The 16,645-nt window shown below is 48.7% G+C and carries 16 protein-coding genes; 11 read left to right on the forward strand and 5 right to left on the reverse strand.

Translation table 11 applies throughout. The features are described 5' to 3' along the window. The 4 genes from A5320_RS07360 to A5320_RS07375 form a co-directional block, all read left to right on the forward strand. A partial coding sequence (locus A5320_RS07360) for a TonB-dependent receptor plug domain-containing protein (protein ID WP_231916676.1) occupies window positions 1-1,038 on the forward strand: 1,038 nt, incomplete at its 5' end. Further along, window positions 1,039-2,238 (forward strand): TonB-dependent receptor, encoded by a 1,200-nt coding sequence (locus tag A5320_RS07365; protein ID WP_068063114.1) that lies wholly within the window; start codon window positions 1,039-1,041, stop codon window positions 2,236-2,238. It begins immediately after the preceding gene. Between the two features lie 124 nt (window positions 2,239-2,362). Further along, window positions 2,363-2,698 carry an extracellular solute-binding protein gene (locus A5320_RS07370; RefSeq protein WP_068063116.1) on the forward strand — a complete coding sequence of 112 codons (336 nt, stop codon included), beginning with the start codon at window positions 2,363-2,365 and terminating at the stop codon, window positions 2,696-2,698. Next, window positions 2,658-2,927, forward strand: a complete 270-nt coding sequence (locus A5320_RS07375) for a hypothetical protein (protein ID WP_157605720.1) — start codon at window positions 2,658-2,660, stop codon at window positions 2,925-2,927. Before A5320_RS07370 ends, A5320_RS07375 begins: the two co-directional genes overlap by 41 nt. An 89-nt stretch (window positions 2,928-3,016) precedes the next feature. Here the strand turns inward: A5320_RS07375 and A5320_RS07380 are convergent, their stop codons facing one another. Further along, on the reverse strand, window positions 3,017-4,360 hold the full coding sequence (locus A5320_RS07380; RefSeq protein ID WP_068063119.1) for a DUF2252 family protein: 1,344 nt from the start codon (window positions 4,358-4,360) through the stop codon (window positions 3,017-3,019). A 647-nt stretch (window positions 4,361-5,007) separates the two neighbouring features. Here A5320_RS07380 and A5320_RS07390 point away from each other — a divergent pair. The 4 genes from A5320_RS07390 (at window position 5,008) to A5320_RS07400 (ending at window position 9,213) form a co-directional block, all read left to right on the forward strand. After that, window positions 5,008-5,979, forward strand: a complete 972-nt coding sequence (locus tag A5320_RS07390; RefSeq protein ID WP_068063123.1) for a hypothetical protein — start codon at window positions 5,008-5,010, stop codon at window positions 5,977-5,979. Between the two features lie 284 nt (window positions 5,980-6,263). Then, the gene (locus A5320_RS22435; protein ID WP_442966055.1) at window positions 6,264-6,353 is read left to right on the forward strand and encodes an MYXO-CTERM sorting domain-containing protein; all 90 of its coding nucleotides are present in this window, start codon (window positions 6,264-6,266) and stop codon (window positions 6,351-6,353) included. Between the two features lie 371 nt (window positions 6,354-6,724). Continuing rightward, window positions 6,725-8,179 carry an alkaline phosphatase D family protein gene (locus A5320_RS07395; protein ID WP_068063125.1) on the forward strand — a complete coding sequence of 485 codons (1,455 nt, stop codon included), beginning with the start codon at window positions 6,725-6,727 and terminating at the stop codon, window positions 8,177-8,179. Window positions 8,180-8,283: 104 nt separating this feature from the next. Further along, complete coding sequence (locus A5320_RS07400; RefSeq protein WP_068063127.1) at window positions 8,284-9,213, forward strand: TlpA family protein disulfide reductase; 930 nt, start codon at window positions 8,284-8,286, stop codon at window positions 9,211-9,213. 36 nt (window positions 9,214-9,249) lie between these two features. Here A5320_RS07400 and A5320_RS07405 read toward each other — a convergent pair whose 3' ends face one another. The 3 genes from A5320_RS07405 to A5320_RS07415 form a co-directional block, all read right to left on the reverse strand. After that, a complete protein-coding gene (locus tag A5320_RS07405) occupies window positions 9,250-10,308 on the reverse strand; it encodes a 2-dehydropantoate 2-reductase (protein ID WP_082971620.1) in 1,059 nt (352 codons plus the stop codon). Between the two features lie 12 nt (window positions 10,309-10,320). Continuing rightward, entirely contained in the window at window positions 10,321-11,670 is a 1,350-nt protein-coding gene (locus A5320_RS07410; RefSeq protein WP_068063129.1) for a class II 3-deoxy-7-phosphoheptulonate synthase, read from the reverse strand. Window positions 11,671-11,869: 199 nt separating this feature from the next. Continuing rightward, entirely contained in the window at window positions 11,870-12,343 is a 474-nt protein-coding gene (locus tag A5320_RS07415) for a low molecular weight protein-tyrosine-phosphatase (RefSeq protein WP_082971621.1), read from the reverse strand. A gap of 160 nt (window positions 12,344-12,503) precedes the next feature. Here A5320_RS07415 and A5320_RS07420 point away from each other — a divergent pair, with 160 nt between their 5' ends. The 3 genes from A5320_RS07420 to A5320_RS07430 are packed head-to-tail and all read left to right on the forward strand — an operon-like array spanning window position 12,504 to window position 16,332. After that, entirely contained in the window at window positions 12,504-13,412 is a 909-nt protein-coding gene (locus A5320_RS07420; RefSeq protein ID WP_068063132.1) for an AAA family ATPase, read from the forward strand. Continuing rightward, the gene (locus A5320_RS07425) at window positions 13,400-14,326 is read left to right on the forward strand and encodes a DUF58 domain-containing protein (protein WP_068063134.1); all 927 of its coding nucleotides are present in this window, start codon (window positions 13,400-13,402) and stop codon (window positions 14,324-14,326) included. Before A5320_RS07420 ends, A5320_RS07425 begins: the two co-directional genes overlap by 13 nt. Continuing rightward, window positions 14,320-16,332, forward strand: a complete 2,013-nt coding sequence (locus A5320_RS07430) for a transglutaminase family protein (protein WP_068063136.1) — start codon at window positions 14,320-14,322, stop codon at window positions 16,330-16,332. The genes A5320_RS07425 and A5320_RS07430 overlap by 7 nt, the downstream gene beginning before the upstream one ends. 15 nt (window positions 16,333-16,347) lie before the next feature. Here the strand turns inward: A5320_RS07430 and A5320_RS07435 are convergent, their stop codons facing one another. Continuing rightward, window positions 16,348-16,587, reverse strand: a complete 240-nt coding sequence (locus A5320_RS07435) for a TIGR02647 family protein (RefSeq protein ID WP_068063138.1) — start codon at window positions 16,585-16,587, stop codon at window positions 16,348-16,350. Window positions 16,588-16,645 lie beyond the last annotated feature (58 nt).

The raw sequence follows: 16,645 nt of genomic DNA on the forward strand, positions 1-16,645 counted from the left end.
TCAGCTTGTTTAAGGATTGCCATGATTTGGCTATCGGTGAATTTTGATGTTTTCATAGTGAATCTCCTGCGTTTATGTTACGAGAAAATTCTACTTTTGACGTCAGTTAATTTGAGGGGGGATTACCCCCGGCTGCAACCTTCTATCCAGTTGATTTCATCCAATCCGCGCAATACTGCGGTGACTATTCGTGGCCTGGGGAGCGTGATTGGCCTGACCAATGACGGTCTGGAATCTGGTGTTGGTTTTTATGTCGATGACGTCTATTACGCTCGTCCAGGCTCAGCCATGGTTGACTTGTTAGATATCGAACGGGTCGAAGTATTACGTGGCCCACAAGGCACGCTTTTTGGTAAAAACACCACGGCTGGTGCATTAAACTTATCGACCGCGGCGCCGACTTTTACCCCGGAAGGTAAAGCCGAACTTACCCTTGGTGAAGATGGTTATACCCAGGGTAAAGCCATTATTTCAGGTGCCTTAGTGGCAGATAAAGTTGCCGGTCGTTTGGCAGTGTCAAGCACCCGTCGTGACGGGACAGTGAAAAACGTCACCAACGGCGCTAAGCAAAACGATACCAATAGTCAGGCACTGCGTGGTCAATTATTGATCGAAGCCTCGCCTGTAGTGAAAATTAAACTTTCCGCTGATTACGCTTATCAGGATCCAAATGCCAATACCCAGGTATTTGTGCGGTATGGCGCCACTAAACGCTCGGCGGCCTCGCAGTTCCCGGCTTTGGCGACAGCGCTCAATTACAAGGTCGCCAGTGAAAACCCTTATGATCGGTTAGTCGATGTGAATTCGCCAATTCAGGCCCGGCAGATTTTAAAAGGCACCAGCGCTAAGGTTGATTGGGATCTTGGTGATTTTAGCTTCACCTCGATCAGTGCCATTCGCGCCTGGGACTGGACACCACAAAACGACCGCGATTACACCGCGCTGGCGGTACGGACAAAATCGAATAACCCGTCACAACAAGACCAATGGAGTCAGGAATTCCGCCTCTCTTCCAACGGCAGCAGCGATTTTGATTAGGTGGCCGGTTTATACGCCTTTAGTCAGGATGTTGAAACCCATGGCACTGAACAATGGGGTAAAGATGGCGCGCGTTGGTTGATTGGTGCCAATGTGCCTTCCAATCTGATCGATGGTTACACTTCAAATACTGACGTTTATACCAGTACTGATTCTTATGCAGCCTATGCCCAGGCCACCTGGCGCGTGACCGACGAGTTACGGATCACCCCGGGTGTGCGTTATACCAAAGAAGAAAAATCCGGTGACTTTACTCAAATTGCCAGTGGCGGTTTAGCGACCACAGAAGCGGCGTTGATCACAGCTAAACGTGGTATCGCCCGCGATCAGAAATATCAGGCCGACTTCTCTGACTCCAGCCCAACTGGCCAGCTGAATATTGCATACGACTTAGCCGAAGACCAACTGGTATATCTGAACTGGGCGCGTGGTTATAAATCTGGTGGTATCAACGCCGCTGGTATTCCAACCGATGCTGCGGGCAACCCATCGCTGGTCAGTGCCACAGTGCAACCCGAGAAATCGACCACCATCGAAGCGGGTCTGAAAACCCAATGGCTGGATCGGCGTTTAACGGCAAACTTCGCCATTTACGATACGCAAGTCACTGACTATCAAGCCAACGTAGTGGACGCAGGTCCGGGAGCTCTTCGTGGTTACCTGGCCAATATCGAAAAAGTCAGTGTCCGTGGTTTTGAATTTGACAGCCGCGCCCAGCTTGCTGACAACTGGTCAATCTATGCCACTTACGCTTATACCGACGGTGAATATGATTCTTTCCGCAATGGCCCACCACCACTGGAAGAACTGGCATCTGGCACTTCAGCCTTTGATTTGTCAGGCCGGGCATTACCTGGCGTTTCGAAAAACGCCGGTTCAGTCGGCACCGAATATAGCTGGGGCGGTGTGGTGAGTGGCGTCACTGGCGAGTGGTACAGCGCTGCGGATCTAAGCTTCCGCTCAGATTGGAACTCAGATGCGTCGGTGTCGAAGTATCTGGTGGTCGAAGGGTCAACCTTAGTCAATTTGCGTCTTGGCTTTCGCACCGACAACGGCACTGATGTATCACTGTATGCCCGCAATGCCTTCGACGAAGATCACCTGAGCTTTTTAAGTATTCAAGCAGGTAACTCTGGCGCTGTCTACGGCCACGTTGGTGACCCGCGTAATATCGGGATCCGGGTAAAGGCTGAGTTTTAAGTAAGTTGCGCTAATCACTAAGTGTGAACAACAGCCCTGCGGCAAGACTGCAGGGCCTTTTTAAACCCACTATTTTTAAACCGACTATTTTGTAAACCAACTATCTTATTAACCGGAGCACAGCATGAGCAAGTCAGGTCATCCACTCAAATTAGCGACATTGATCCTGTCGCTCGGCGCCATCCTCGGCAGCAGTCTGCTGGCGAGCCAGGCCATCGCGAAAGACATCACTTTACTCAACGTATCCTACGATCCAACCCGCGAACTGTATCGTGATTACAACCAGGCTTTTGCCAAATACTATCTGGCAAAAACCGGCGATACCGTCAAGATTGACCAATCGCACGGCGGCTCCGGCAGTCAGTCACGTGCCATCATTGATGGATTAAAAGCAGATGTGGCTACTTTGGCATTGGCGGGTGATATCGAACCTATTTCCGCATCTGAATGCGCTGGATAACCTGTGTTTATCGCCGGTGGTGGCCAAAGGCGAAGCCCGCGCTGTCGTAGAAGCGCGCGCCCCGGCGGTGCAAAAAGGCAATGACAGCCTACGAAACTGGGTTAATAGTGAACTGGTGAAACTTGGTGAGGAAAAATTCCTGCATCAGCTGTATCAGCAATATCTGGCCCCAAACCTGGCGGCGGATACTAAACCAGAAAGCATTATTGTCGAAGGTGGCCGCTGGTAAGCTGCGGCTACTTTGTTGAAAATTCCATGCAAAGAAGCCGGGCGCTTGCCCGGCTTCGCTATTTTTTGGTTTGCTATTTTAGTGGTGTTTTATGCTGTCTTTAACAATTGTGCCAGCAACTCACAGTCAATTTTTTGCTGCTCTGCGTAGTCCACACAAGCCTGGACTAATGCATCCGCAGCTTTAGGCAAATACTTCACTAAGGTTTGCTCAAAACGAAACGAACGTCTGTCGCCTCTGCTGTGGGATAACGCCAGCGTACGGCCACAGGCCTCGGCATACTCTGCCAGTTCTTCACCCGGCGCTTTAGCCGCAAAACAAACATCTTCGGGGTCAACATCGACATTGGCATGATGCAGTGAGCGCACCAGATAATGGGCGCCATTCCAATAATGCTCATCTAACACCAGATCTGGACGACGCTGCATTAATCGTTGGCAGTCCACCGTTAAATGGGCGGCATTTAAACGGTTCACCGGGCTTAAATCCGGGAAAAAATACAAAGGTGCAGAATCACGTTGTTGTTTGGCTTCAATCAGGTGACACAGCGCCAAATCGTTGTCACCACTGATTTCTGCTGGACCGACTAATAAATAGTATCGCTGCATATTGAGTGAACCGGTACCAGCACCCTGCCGGGTGACAATATCTAATATATCGTCACTGACATAAGGCCGGAACGTAAACTCGACTTCTTTATAAAGCTCCGGACTTAGGCGGCTGAATTTAACCGGGTCTTGTTTAAACTTCAGTGGCCGCGCTGATAAATCCGCTACTTTGGCCAGGGTACTTTTACGTAAAAAATCTTCGCCTTTGGCAGAACGTTTAATCGCTCTTTTCAGCACTGGCTTTAAAACATGGTTTTTCGGAAAATCGTCCAGCACTGCATATCGAAGTTCTGGCTCGTCTATAATAGCCTGGCATTGCGCGGCATAAGCGGTTAAAAAACAGCGCACTGCAGCCACTGCATCTTTTGCTGTGACCACTTCTAAGGAGTCCAGTGTTAACGCTTCTTCATTGGCATACCGCAGCTGCTTTACCCCCTGGCAATAATCCGCTGCCAATAAAATACTGACAGCAAAACGGCTCCAGTCCCAGACTGCATGACCAACACAGGCGTCATCAAAGTCATTCGGAGCAAAAATGACCCGATCACCAGACGAACCTTCTTCGGTAAAAAAGCCAAAATTGGATAAATGGCAATCCCCTATCACTGTCGTCAATGGGATTTTGGTCGTTAATAGCTCTGGCAATTTCAGCACAGAGTTTTTGATATCAGCATAAAACAGCCCGGAACTACCCCGTAAAAACCGGAATGGGTTCATTGCCATTTTCTGATGTTTAATCAGTAATGGATCGATGCCCGGGGCTACCGCATCTGTACGTTTAAATTCCTGCTGTAATTGTTCAAGACGTTGTTGCAACTGCGGCATAAGGTGCTCTTTTCACTTACTTTTAACTGAGTATTGTTCGCCTAGATAGTACGCTACCTCAGCCGGAAGTCGAAAGCGGTTCTGGCATGTATTTGTAACAAATCGCTACCGGTTCATTGAGTAATGGGTTTGCAGACTCAGTGGCTATATAACCCAGCTGAGTCGAATCAACGGTGCCTGCCTGATCAATAACTTTTGCTACGTCAAGCTGGTTTAGTATTTTAAAATGCTTGTTGCACGGTCCGGACTTGAAGTGTGCACCCTTCAGGGACTGCAAGATGTGTCCAAACCCAGTTGTGATGTTCAATGATCTGCTTCGCACTCAGATGTGGTCTGTCGCCTGTGGTGCGTCAAAAGCCGGATAGCAAAAGCCGGACACCCACCCATTTCTAGAAACAGAGAAACTGGAAAAGCGTCAAAAGCCAGAGAAACTGGACACCCACCAACTGAGAAACCGGAGAAACCAGACACCCACAAATTTCTTTAAAGAGAAACTGGACACCCACCAACTGAGAAACCGGAGAAACCGGAGAAACCAGACACCCACAAATTTCTTTAATGGCAAGATAAACAGCATACGAACTTGACATTAACTTTTTTATTACCATTTTTAAAGCTACAGGATTTTTGATTGTCAGGATGACGTCATGCCAAAACCACGTAATCAGCAAATCAGCGTTACAGAAACACCTTACTACCACTTAGTTAGCCGCTGTGTCCGGCGTGCATTTTTATGTGGCATTACAGAAGCTTATAACTTTGAACATCGCCGTGACTGGATACTTGAACGCCAGACATTACTTACACAGATGTTTGCCATCGACATCGCCGCATTCGCTCTTATGTCAAATCATTACCATCTGGTGGTCCGGGTCGATGCGGCAAAAGCGGCAAGTTGGAGTTATCAGGACATTGCTAACCGCTGGAAGTTTTTATTTCGGCTGCCTGTTTTGGTTGAACGTTATCTTAGCGGTAATTCAAGCGGAGTTATTGAAAGCCAAGTTACTGAAACTATTATTGAAAACTGGCGTACCAGACTCTGTGACATCAGCTGGTTTATGCGCTGCCTCAATGAACATATCGCCAGACGCGCCAACTTTGAAGACCGTTGTACTGGTCGATTCTGGGAAGGCCGCTTCAAATCACAGGCGCTACTGGACGAAAAAGCCCTGCTCACAGCAATGGCATATGTCGATTTAAACCCCATTCGCGCGCAGATTGCTTTAACACCAGAATCTTCAGACTACACCAGCATTCAGCAACGACTTGGCAAAGCCATACACTGTGCCTTTCATGGCAAGCTTTTGCCATTTGCCGGAGATAGCCATCAAGATAACGCTCAACACCATATTCCTTACCACTTTATTGATTATATTGAACTTATAGACTGGACCGGTCGCCAGATACGTGATGATAAGCGAGGTGCCGTCGACGCATCAGGACCACCTATTCTGGCTCGACTGGGAATTCCCGTTGATTGTTGGCTGCAAAATTGCCAACAACTTGAAATCATCTTTCACCAAGTGATTGGTTCCATCAATTCGCTTAAACAATTCTGCAAGAAACTTGGTCGGCGCTGGCTTCACGGCCAAACCGCCTGCCAGCGAAGTTTTGGCTAATCACTTCATTTTAATCAACCCATTTATCTTCCGAACTGTGTGAGCATCGTACACAGCTGGGTACATTTTGGTTTTCCCCTGCCAAAGCACTGTTTCGACATCATATCAGACGGTTTACCCCTAAGAATTAGCCTGCAGATTGACCAATTCTTGTAGCAAAAATCAACGTGTAGGAACGCATTTTTATGGCTAGTTTAAAAAGGTGGGTGGCCTTTTATTAGTTATGGCTAGTTTAAAAAGGTGGGTGGCCTTTTATTAGTTTTATTAGCCGCCTTTTATTAGCCATTGATGAAGTCAGTACACCAGCGACTGCTTCTTTCATGTTGCTGGGTATTGCAGCCGTATTTTTACGCCGGCGACGTCGCAGTCATTGATTGCAACGTCGGAATTAGGGTGATGAATTAACGAATAAATAAGCGGCAAAGTATATTTCCTCCCTGCCGCAGTTTAAAAATTAGTTTCTTCATTACCTATTTAAACTGCCACACGTACAAACCCACCGAGTCATCAAATGGCTGCCCATTTTTCAATGAATGTACACCTGCCAGAATGACCTGCCAAAGGCCGTAAATATTCTGTCACCTCAGGCATTCCTTTACTGGCAATAATCCAGTGACCGATTAAAATTCAACTGATGGTTTAAACATAACCACCAACAAACGGCAAGGATAGCGTCGGGCTGCTGCAGTCGATTACTCACCCAACTGCAGTGTCGTTGCCCTCATTTGAAACAAGGAATTTTGATATGGCGCTGCATGCCCCCTCTTACGGTCCGGTGCTCGGACTTACCACCGTGAACTCTGTCAGACTGATGGCTGGTATCGACGACAGTACCGCCACAACACCCAAACTGAACTCCGGTTTTTTGCGTTTTAAAAAAACGTCCGATAGCAGGTGGAGCACTGCGAAGAAGTTTCGGTTTAATCATAATTTTTATTGGACCGGCGTGATTGAATTAACTGATCTCATGGCAGATACCGAATACAGCTATCAGCTTGGATATGATCCGAAAGATTCAGGTCTGGAACCTGCAGCTGCAGACTGGAAAAAAATCCCCGTGCACAGCTTTAAGACCCTGGCTTCGTCGCCAAAATCCGTGCACTTTTGTTTTGGTTCTTGCTTGCGTCAAGACGATGACGACGATCGGGTCGGAAAAGTACTGCACAACGTCAGTGCCTTGCATGCAGAGCGACCGCTGGATTTTATGTTGTGGATGGGCGATCAGATTTACAACGACAAACTGCTGTTTTTAACCACCAACAATTCGTCCAGAGACGACTTTTTCAAGGTGTATAAACATTTTTTAAATAACCCTTACGTCAAACCGGTACTCGCCAATATTCCGAATTATATGGTGATGGACGACCATGAAATAGAAAACAGTTTTACCGATGGTGCTGCTGACTATGCCAATAGCGGTTTTTTCAGTTCAAAAACAAAAAATGAACGACTGATCAACGGCATCCTCGCCATGTATTGTTACCAGCTCAGTCATGGTCCAATTTACAGCAGTGTTGCCGACCCAGACCAGCCAGGTGTCGCATTTATTAAAGGTCAGGCAGATAACCAGGTGCCGGTTCGCCATTATGCTGCCGTCACTTTGGGTGATGTAGGGTTGTTTCTGCTCGATTGCCGCAAAGAGCGCAGTAAGCATAAAGCACAGCTTATTTCGCAAACTCAGGAGAATGCACTGCTGACCTTCTTATCCGATCCACAGTATCGGGTGCGATTTGTAGTGTCTTCCGTGACCTTCTTAGCTGACGATGACAGCAGCAAAAAACGTGCAGACAACTGGAAAGGTGCGGCAGATCAAAGAAATAGGATCATCAGTCATCTTACGACCAATCAGATCCCAAATGTGTTTTTCTTGTCAGGTGATGTGCATTCGCATTTTGCAGCACGGTTGGAAATCAACAAAAAACCCAGCAGTATTTATCAGTTGGTATCAGGCTCATTGTTCTGGCCAACTTCATTTATCATCGATCAAATCCGCTGGTTCCGCGACGATGTGATGTTTAAAGAACCTATATTTGGTTGCGATAAAAAAATCGTGCTCAGTAACCCACTCTCCGATATCGACACTGACTTTTTTGCCAGTAACGGTATTGGTTATGTTGCGGTTGAACAAAATGAGGTGTTGTTTCGGATCCTGAACGAAAAAGGCACCACCATGATTGAAGCCCGGCTGCCCTTGCAATAACATGCAAAGTTGTGGGTGATTCTGGTAAAAATGTCGCGAATTTACAAGACAGTCGCCGGCTTCAGTGCCAGACTCCGGACAGTGATGTTTATCTGGAGTCTGGTATGAAAAAAATGTTCAGCTTGCTGATTTGGATCAGTTACTTAGCGCTGGCAGCACCAGCCAAGAGCGCCGATTTTGCCTCGGTGCAATTACAGCAATTTCCCACCTTGCAACCCGTCAGTTTACAAGGACTTACCAACAACAAACCCACTTATGTGAAGTTGTGGGCCAGTTGGTGCCAGCCTTGCCTGGAGCAAATGCCGCATTTTCAACAGTTACAACAAAGCTACGGCGACAAAGTCAATTTTGTCGCGATTAACATCAATATCAATGAACAACGTGATGCTATTCGGCAGGTGATCCAACGTTTTGGGCTGACGATGCCAGTGTGGTTGGATCAACAAGGAAAAATCGCCGTGGCGCTGGGGCTGGTCGGTACGCCGATGTCGGTGCTGATTAACAGTCAGGGGCAACTGGTGTACACCACGCATGAATCTGATCAGGCGCTTGATAGTTTGTTGGGTAAACTCGCTGCCGGGCAACAGCTGCCGCCTGCCGACGATACCAGCATCTCAATCGCTGCCCAGCAGCAAATATTGGCACCTTTTGCCACAGGTGAACATCTGCTGTTTTTTACTGCCAGCTGGTGTGACTGGTATCTGGCAGAATCGCGGCCGGTCATGTCAGCCCACTGCAAACAGGCACAACAGGGTTTGAATAAGCTGGCAGCAGAGTTTCCCAAAGCGCATTGGCAAGGTGTGGTCAATCATTTATGGACAGATGACAAAGCACTGACCGATTTTATCGGGTTATATCAGCTGAAAGTGCCGTTTCAAATTGATACCGGCGGTGTGTTATTCCAGCATTTTAATGTACGTGAAATCCCGGTATTGCTGAAAATTAAAGATGGCAAAATAGTGACGCGGATCACTGATTTTAAAGATATGGCAAAAGTCCGTCTATCGGTGCAGCAGCAGTCAACATCGCTTTAATTCCGGTACTGAGCCATCAACAAACGGCCTTATCAGCTAGTCGCCGAGTAGTCGTTGTTTTAAAGCCGCCGGCGATAAACCTGGCTTTTCGCCCTGCTCCAGATGTTTTATGAGTTCGACAATAGCGGAATTTACCGGCGTCGCAACGCCGGTTTGAATGCCAAGACGTTCAACGGCGCCATTCAGATACATAACTTCGGTGCGCCGGCCGGCTTGTATATCGTCCCACATCGACGATCGGGCAAAGGGGTCGATCCGCAGCATTTGCCCGGCCAGTAATTTAAACAGCGGTGTGGGTAAGCGCAGCAAGGTGGGTAACCAACGGTTTGGCAAGCGGGTTAAGCTGCCAGGTGAGATCTGTAGCGCCTGGCAGACATTCAGCCATTCCTGCATCGCGGCCGCCAGCACCTGGCGTAAATCACGGTTTTGTAGTTGTTGCTTCAGCGGTAAATCACTAATGGCATTCAGTGCATTGTTTAAATTTAACAACAGCTTACCGTATTCCACTGCCTGCATATCGGCTGCGAACACCAGCGGCAGCCGGTGCCGTGCCAAAATAGCCGCCAGATATTGCAGGCGGTGATCAACACTAAGAGGCCAGATTAAATCACCTCCACTGGCCATCGAAAAGGTGCCGGCACTGGTTTTCACCACGTTAAAAGGCACTATGGCGCGATAAATCGGGTTTGGCAGTTCATTTTCCAGCATCACACTGATGCCAACGCCATTTTGCAGCGCTATCACCGGTACATCCGGACGGATAAATTTTTTCAGTTGTGGAATTAAATGCGGCAGGCTGGTGGCTTTGACGGTCAGCAGAACTACATCACATTCAATCAGACTGACCATCGAAGTAAAAAAGGCCGGTGCATTGACCGTCAGATTTTGCCCAGCAAAACTGGCGGTCAGGCCGTAAGCAGCCAGTTCAATCGCTAAAGCTTCACGGCCGAAAAACTGCACCGCTAAGGCTTTATCCTGACTCAGCACTGCCCCCAAAAAACAACCGACAGCCCCGGCGCCGACAATACCCAAGGTACTGTGAAGTGCCGCACTTTGGGTTTGTTGCTCCGGTAAACTGTCGGTATGACTGGGCATAATGCCTGCTGGTTATTTACGAACGCTTTGCAGAGTATCCGCAATCAAAAACGCTAATTCCAGTACCTGATCAGCATTTAACCTTGGGTCACATTGCGTCAGGTAACGTTTGCTTAAATCGTTTTCAGACAAACCATAAGCACCACCGGTACATTCGGTGACGTGCTCACCGGTCATCTCCAGGTGGATACCACCGGCATGGCTGCCTTCGGCCTGATGTACCTGAAAGAAGTTGCGGATCTCACGCAAAATTGCTTCAAAATCACGGGTTTTATAATCGTTGCTGGCTTTGACGGTATTACCGTGCATCGGATCTGAACTCCAGACCACCTTCCGTCCTTCCCGCTGCACCCGACGTACTAAAGCTGGTAATTTATCTGCTAATTTATCGGCGCCCATCCGGGTGATCAGTGTCAGCCGTCCAGGGATATTCTCCGGGTTAAGCTGGTCAATGAGCCGGATCAGATCCAGTTCATCCATGCCAGGGCCAACTTTCACCCCGATAGGGTTATGAATACCACGGAAGAATTCGATATGCGCGTGATCAAGCTGCCGGGTACGTTCGCCAATCCACACCATATGTGCCGAGCAGTCGTACCACAAACCGGTCAGCGAATCACGGCGGGTCAAAGCCTCTTCGTAATTCAATAACAAAGCTTCATGCGAGGTATAGAGCGTAGTTTCGCGAATTGAAGGCGAATTTTGCGCACTGATGCCGCAAATTTCCATAAAACGCAACGCTTCCTGAATACGCTGCGCAATATCCTGATACCGGCCTTTCAGTGGGTTCGACTCGACAAAACCCATATTCCAGCGGCTGACCTGATGTAAATCAGCCAGACCACCTTGGGCAAAAGCCCGCAGCAGGTTCAGCGTTGACGCCGAATGATGGTACGCCGTTAATAACCGGTTTGGATCCGGTTTACGGGCTGCCGCATTAAATTCAAAGCTATTGACGATATCGCCACGATAGCTTGGGTGACTGACGCCATCGATGGTTTCTAAATCACTCGAACGTGGTTTGGCATATTGCCCCGCCATCCGCGCCACTTTCACTACCGGACAACCACCGGCGAATGTTAATACCACCGCCATTTGCAATAACACTTTAAAGGTATCGCGAATTTTGGGCGCATTAAAGTTACTAAAGCTTTCCGCACAATCGCCGCCTTGCAGTAAGAAGGCTTTGCCTTCGGCCACCTGGCCTAACTGACTAAAGAGATCACGGGTTTCCTGAGCGAATACTAAAGGCGGAAACGAATGCAGCTGTTGCTCCACGTTTGCCAATAAGTTCAGGTCATCGTAAGAAGGTTGTTGTTGGATGGGAAGTGCTCGCCAACTTTGAGGCGTCCAGGTGTTCACGTTGTGTATCCTATTAAGGTTATGATCGGTGCTAATAAATGGGTTATTTAATTCACTTTGGCTGTTAATCCGCAGACAAAGTAAATTTATTAGCGGCCAATTTCAATCGCTAAATGAGGTTACCTGGCAATTTAGCCGTCTATAGCTGAATTAATAACCAAAACACCAGTTGCAAAGGACCGCTCTTGCTACTTTCGCCTTACTTTTTGGAAAGCATAGCTTGTTGCTGCAGCGACATCAGCAAGTGTTCACAGCTGGTCTGAATCATCTGCAGCACCAGTTCAAAACCACGAATACCACCGTAATATGGGTCCGGTATTTCCTGTTGTTTGGCAAAATCCGGATGGTAACTCATCAGTAATTTCAGTTTATGCTGCTGCTCTGGTGGACAACGGCGTTTCAGCGCCGCAAGGTTTTCCAGATCCATCGCCAGAATCAAATCGTAATAAGCAAAGTCCGCAGTTTGCACCGGCCTGGACTGAATGCCTTTAAAGTTATAGTCGCTGGCGGCATTGATACTTCTGGGATCCGGTGCCGCTCCTTTATGACTAGCGCTGGTACCCGCCGACTCTACTTCACAGCGGAAGTTTTCAGCAGCAGCCAGTTGACGGAATACCGCATGGGCGGTTGGTGAGCGGCAAATATTGCCAAGGCAAACAAAGAGTAATTTCATGGACATCTATCCCTAATGACAGAGCGGCCAGTATACGAAGTTTAGACTCTGTTGCCAAAAATTAACCGCCAAATTAGCCGCCAATTTTACCTAAATAGCGATGGTTTTGCTAAGCTGGCAGATAACCGTGTTTTCGTCAGTTTTCTAAACAGGTGAGTCAGTGCATACAGAAATTCAGCTCGTCGAACAACAACTTAACCGGATTATCTTAGGTAAACCGCAACAAATCCGGCTGGCGTTAACCTGCCTGCTGGCCGAAGGGCATTTACTGTTGGAAGATTTGCCCGGCATGGGCAAAACCACGCTCGCCCATGCGCTGGCCGAAAGTCTTGGTTTAAGTTACCGCCGGGTACAGTTTACCAGCGATTTATTACCGGCCGATTTAACCGGTTTCAGCATTTTTGATGCCCGTTCACAGCAATTTAGTTTCCAGCCCGGCCCGGTTTTCAGCCAGGTGTTGCTGGCCGATGAAATTAACCGCGCCAGCCCGAAAACCCAAAGTGCATTGTTAGAAGCAATGGAAGAACATCAGGTGTCGGTTGATGGTGAAACCAGGCCGTTACCGGCACCGTTTTTTGTGATTGCGACCCAAAACCCGTTATTTCATAGCGGAACGAACGCACTTCCGGAATCACAACTCGACCGGTTTTTAATCCGTCTGAGTCTGGGCTTCCCCGACCGCGACGCCGAATTACAGTTATTGCAACAAGATGCCAGCGCCAGCCAGCATCGAATAGTGCCGGCATTGCTGAGTACCGAGCGCTTAATTGCGTTACAGCAACAAATTCCACGGCAGCAAATTAGCGATGAAGTACTGGGGTATGTACTGGATTTAATTGGTCACAGCCGTAAACGCAGTGACATGTTGCCGCTTTCCCCCCGCGCGGCCAAAGGCCTGGTGCGCGCCGCCAAAGCTTATGCATTTTTACAGCAGCGCAGTTTTGTCACTGCTGACGATATTCAGGCGGTTTTTCCGGCCGTGGCCGAACACCGCTTACAACCAAGGCAGCAACAACAATATGCCGGTCTTGCCCAGCAACTGTTGCTGGAAACGCCATGTTTGGTTTGACCTTACAACAACCAAAACGCTGGTTTAAACAACGCATGTGGCAGTGGCTGGCAAAGCGTCAGCCCGCTGCTTCCAAGCTGAAACTGCAGCAACGGTTTTTATTTGTATTTCCAACCAGCTATGGGTTTTCCCTACTTGGTTTAGTTTTGTTGTTGTACTTGCTTGGTACCAACTATCAGAACAATCTGATTTTGCTACAAAGTTACTTTTTAATTGGATTGCTGCTGCTCAGTATTATGCTGAGTTTTCGTAACCTCAGTGGTTTAACCCTGAGTGCGACGTCGCCACCGGCAGTGTTTCAGGGGGAAGATATCAGCGTTACCCTGCTTCTGACCGAGCAACAACACCGCCAACAAATTCTGTTTCAGCTCGACGCCTTCTCACTGCTATGCCCTCAATTGCCCGACACTTTGATGTTAAAACTGCCCGCAACAGCCCGCGGTTATTACCAGCTGCCAAGAATTGCCGTTAGCACCGTGCATCCATTCGGGTTGGTGCGCTGTTGGTGTTATCCATTATTACAGCAACATTATTGGGTCTATCCGAAGCCGCAACATCAGGACAATTATCTGCCACCTGATGCTGATGCCGGCGAATTACAATGGTCGCATTTAAGCCCTTATCAGGCAGGCGACCCGCTACAGCGCATCGACTGGAAACGGCTGGCTCGTCAACCACAACAGCCGGTGGTGAAAGTCTTCAGCAATGTGTTGCCGGAGCAACAGCGGCTGCTGACATTACCGCCATTAACCGGTGTTGCATTGGAAATAGCGCTGTCGGATCTGTGTGCGCAGATCATCGAACTCAGTCAGGCGCGGCAAAGTTATGCCTTGCAGTTACCCAATCAACTGATTGAATTTGGGACAGGTCCAGAGCATCGCCGCCGTTGTCTGGAGGCGTTAACTTTATGCTGAGCAGTCCTTTACAGCTGCGGTTGTGGCTGGTGCAACTGGCGTTACTGGTACTGTTAGCCGATGCTTTTATGCTGTGGAGTCTTGGTATCTATGCCATGTTACTACTGGCAAAACTGCCACAGCTGTATTCGCCGCAACCACAATCGTTGCGGCCGGTCTGGAGTTTAACGCTGTCGAATGTGATGGCGACGTTGATTGTTGCTGCTTTGCTGCTGTTTAATCTCAGTGGTGGTTTATTGCATCTGATGATCCATTTTTTACTGCTGGCAGCAATATTGCGGTTACTCGGCTTTCGAAATAACGAACTGGCGGATTTTCGCCAGCTCAATTGGGTACATTATTTTTTAATCGCCTGCTGCTTTATCCTCAATCAGTCATTAGCCATGGCGTTATTGATTTTCGCTCTGTTGCTGCTGCAGCTGTCCTGTCATTACCTGGGTTTTGCCGCGAACGGCAGCCGCCTGCCACTGAACAATGCATTAAAATTGTCATTGTGGTTTGTACCACTGTGGCTGGGATTGTTTTTGGTATTCCCACGCTTGTCGCCGTTGTGGCAGCTTCCCCTCAGTCAGCAGGCCACCACCGGATTGGGCGACGAGCTCAATCCCGGTAGCATCGAGCAACTGGTTGAAAGTGATGAACTGGCATTTCGGGTCGAATTTAGCGGTTCGCGGCCGGGTCCTGCGGAACTGTATTGGCGGGCGCGGATTTACGACCAGTTTGACGGTCGCAGCTGGCGCATGTCCGAGCGAGCCGAACCGGCTCGTTTTGATGGTTTGCGGGCACCACCACCTTCGATCACCGGCTACCGGCTAGTGGCGGAACCGCATCAGCAACGGCATCTTTTCAGTTTGGGGATTCCGCTGCAGGTGCCTGGAGACTTGCGTGTGAATACTCAGGGTTTGTTATCAACCCGTCAGCCGCTGAGCCAACGCAGCAGTTTCAACTTGCGCAGTGCCTTGTTACCGCTGCCATCGGAGCCTGGATTGCAATATTCCTGGATTGCGCCAGCCAGAATTACAGCAAAAAACCGACCCGCGAAGACCCCTCCTTCGCTGGCACAATACCTGGCGCTGCCAGACGGCAATCCGGAAACCCGGGCGCTGGCGGCAAAACTGGCCAGTGAAGCACAAACCCCCCAGGCTTTGGTCGCTTTAATTGGTCGGCACTTGCAACAAGGTTATCGTTATACGCTGACGCCGCCACCACTCACCGGCCAGCAAATCGATCAGTTTTTATTTAAAAGTCAGGCTGGTTTTTGTAGTCATTATGCCTCCGCCACTAGTTTTATATTGCGCGCTGCCGGGGTTCCCAGCCGGATTGTCGGAGGCTACCTTGGCGGAGAATGGCGGGACAATGCCAGTTATTTGCAGGTTCGCCAGCGTGATGCTCACGCCTGGGTCGAATATTTACAGGACGGCCAGTGGCGACGATTTGATCCAACGTTGATGGTCGAGCCAGATCGGTTAAACAGCAGCCTGGATCAGCTGTTATCTGCAGCTGAGTTGTTAAGATTGCAAGGCAATTGGGCAGAGCGGATGGCCTGGAGTAAACGACTGTTGCAACAGCTGGAAGACTTAGATTATTACTGGTCACGTTGGGTATTGGGGTTTGACACGGATCGACAACAGGATTTATTAGCAACACTAAAACAGTGGTTACAACAATTACAGCTACTCGACTGGCGTTTTTTAATGAAGATTTTGTTGGTGCTCCTGACTTTGCCATTGTTGTTGTTGGCTTTGCGTCACTGGCAGCAGCGGCGCCGGCAACCGATACCGCTGTGGCTACAACAGCAATTATTGCCGTTTGCCCGTAAATCACCAGAGTTGACGATGCAGCAGTTTTTAAGGCAATTATCCAGTTCGTTTCCACAGGCACAGGACGAAATTAGAGCGGTTGATGAAAGTTATCAGCGGTTGATGTTTGCTGAAGAAACAACTGTTTTGCCGCAGTTAAAACGGCAGACAAAACAGTTGCGAAAAGCGTTACGACGGCCAACTTAACATTGGAGCTGCAGGCTATTCACCAGCAGACAGGATCCGCAGTGCCGTCTGCACATGCTCGGCACAGTGTCTTCCAAGATCCGTCAAATAACCGCCATCTTCATGGGTAACCAGGCCTTTTTTGTATAGTCTGGCAACGGCCGCCAGACTTTCCGGATCAGCAGATTTATGTGCTTTGATCCCTTCCAGACTTGTATCGAGATTAAATAAATTCAAAATCCGGATCTCAGCATTTAATTCGGCATTAACTGGCATATCGACTCCTTAAAATGATTGCAGTTCAACCATAGCCGCAGCAGGCGGCAAATGGCAA

It is taken from the genome of Rheinheimera sp. SA_1, assembly GCF_001669775.1.
Taxonomy (GTDB): Bacteria; Pseudomonadota; Gammaproteobacteria; order Enterobacterales; family Alteromonadaceae; genus Pararheinheimera.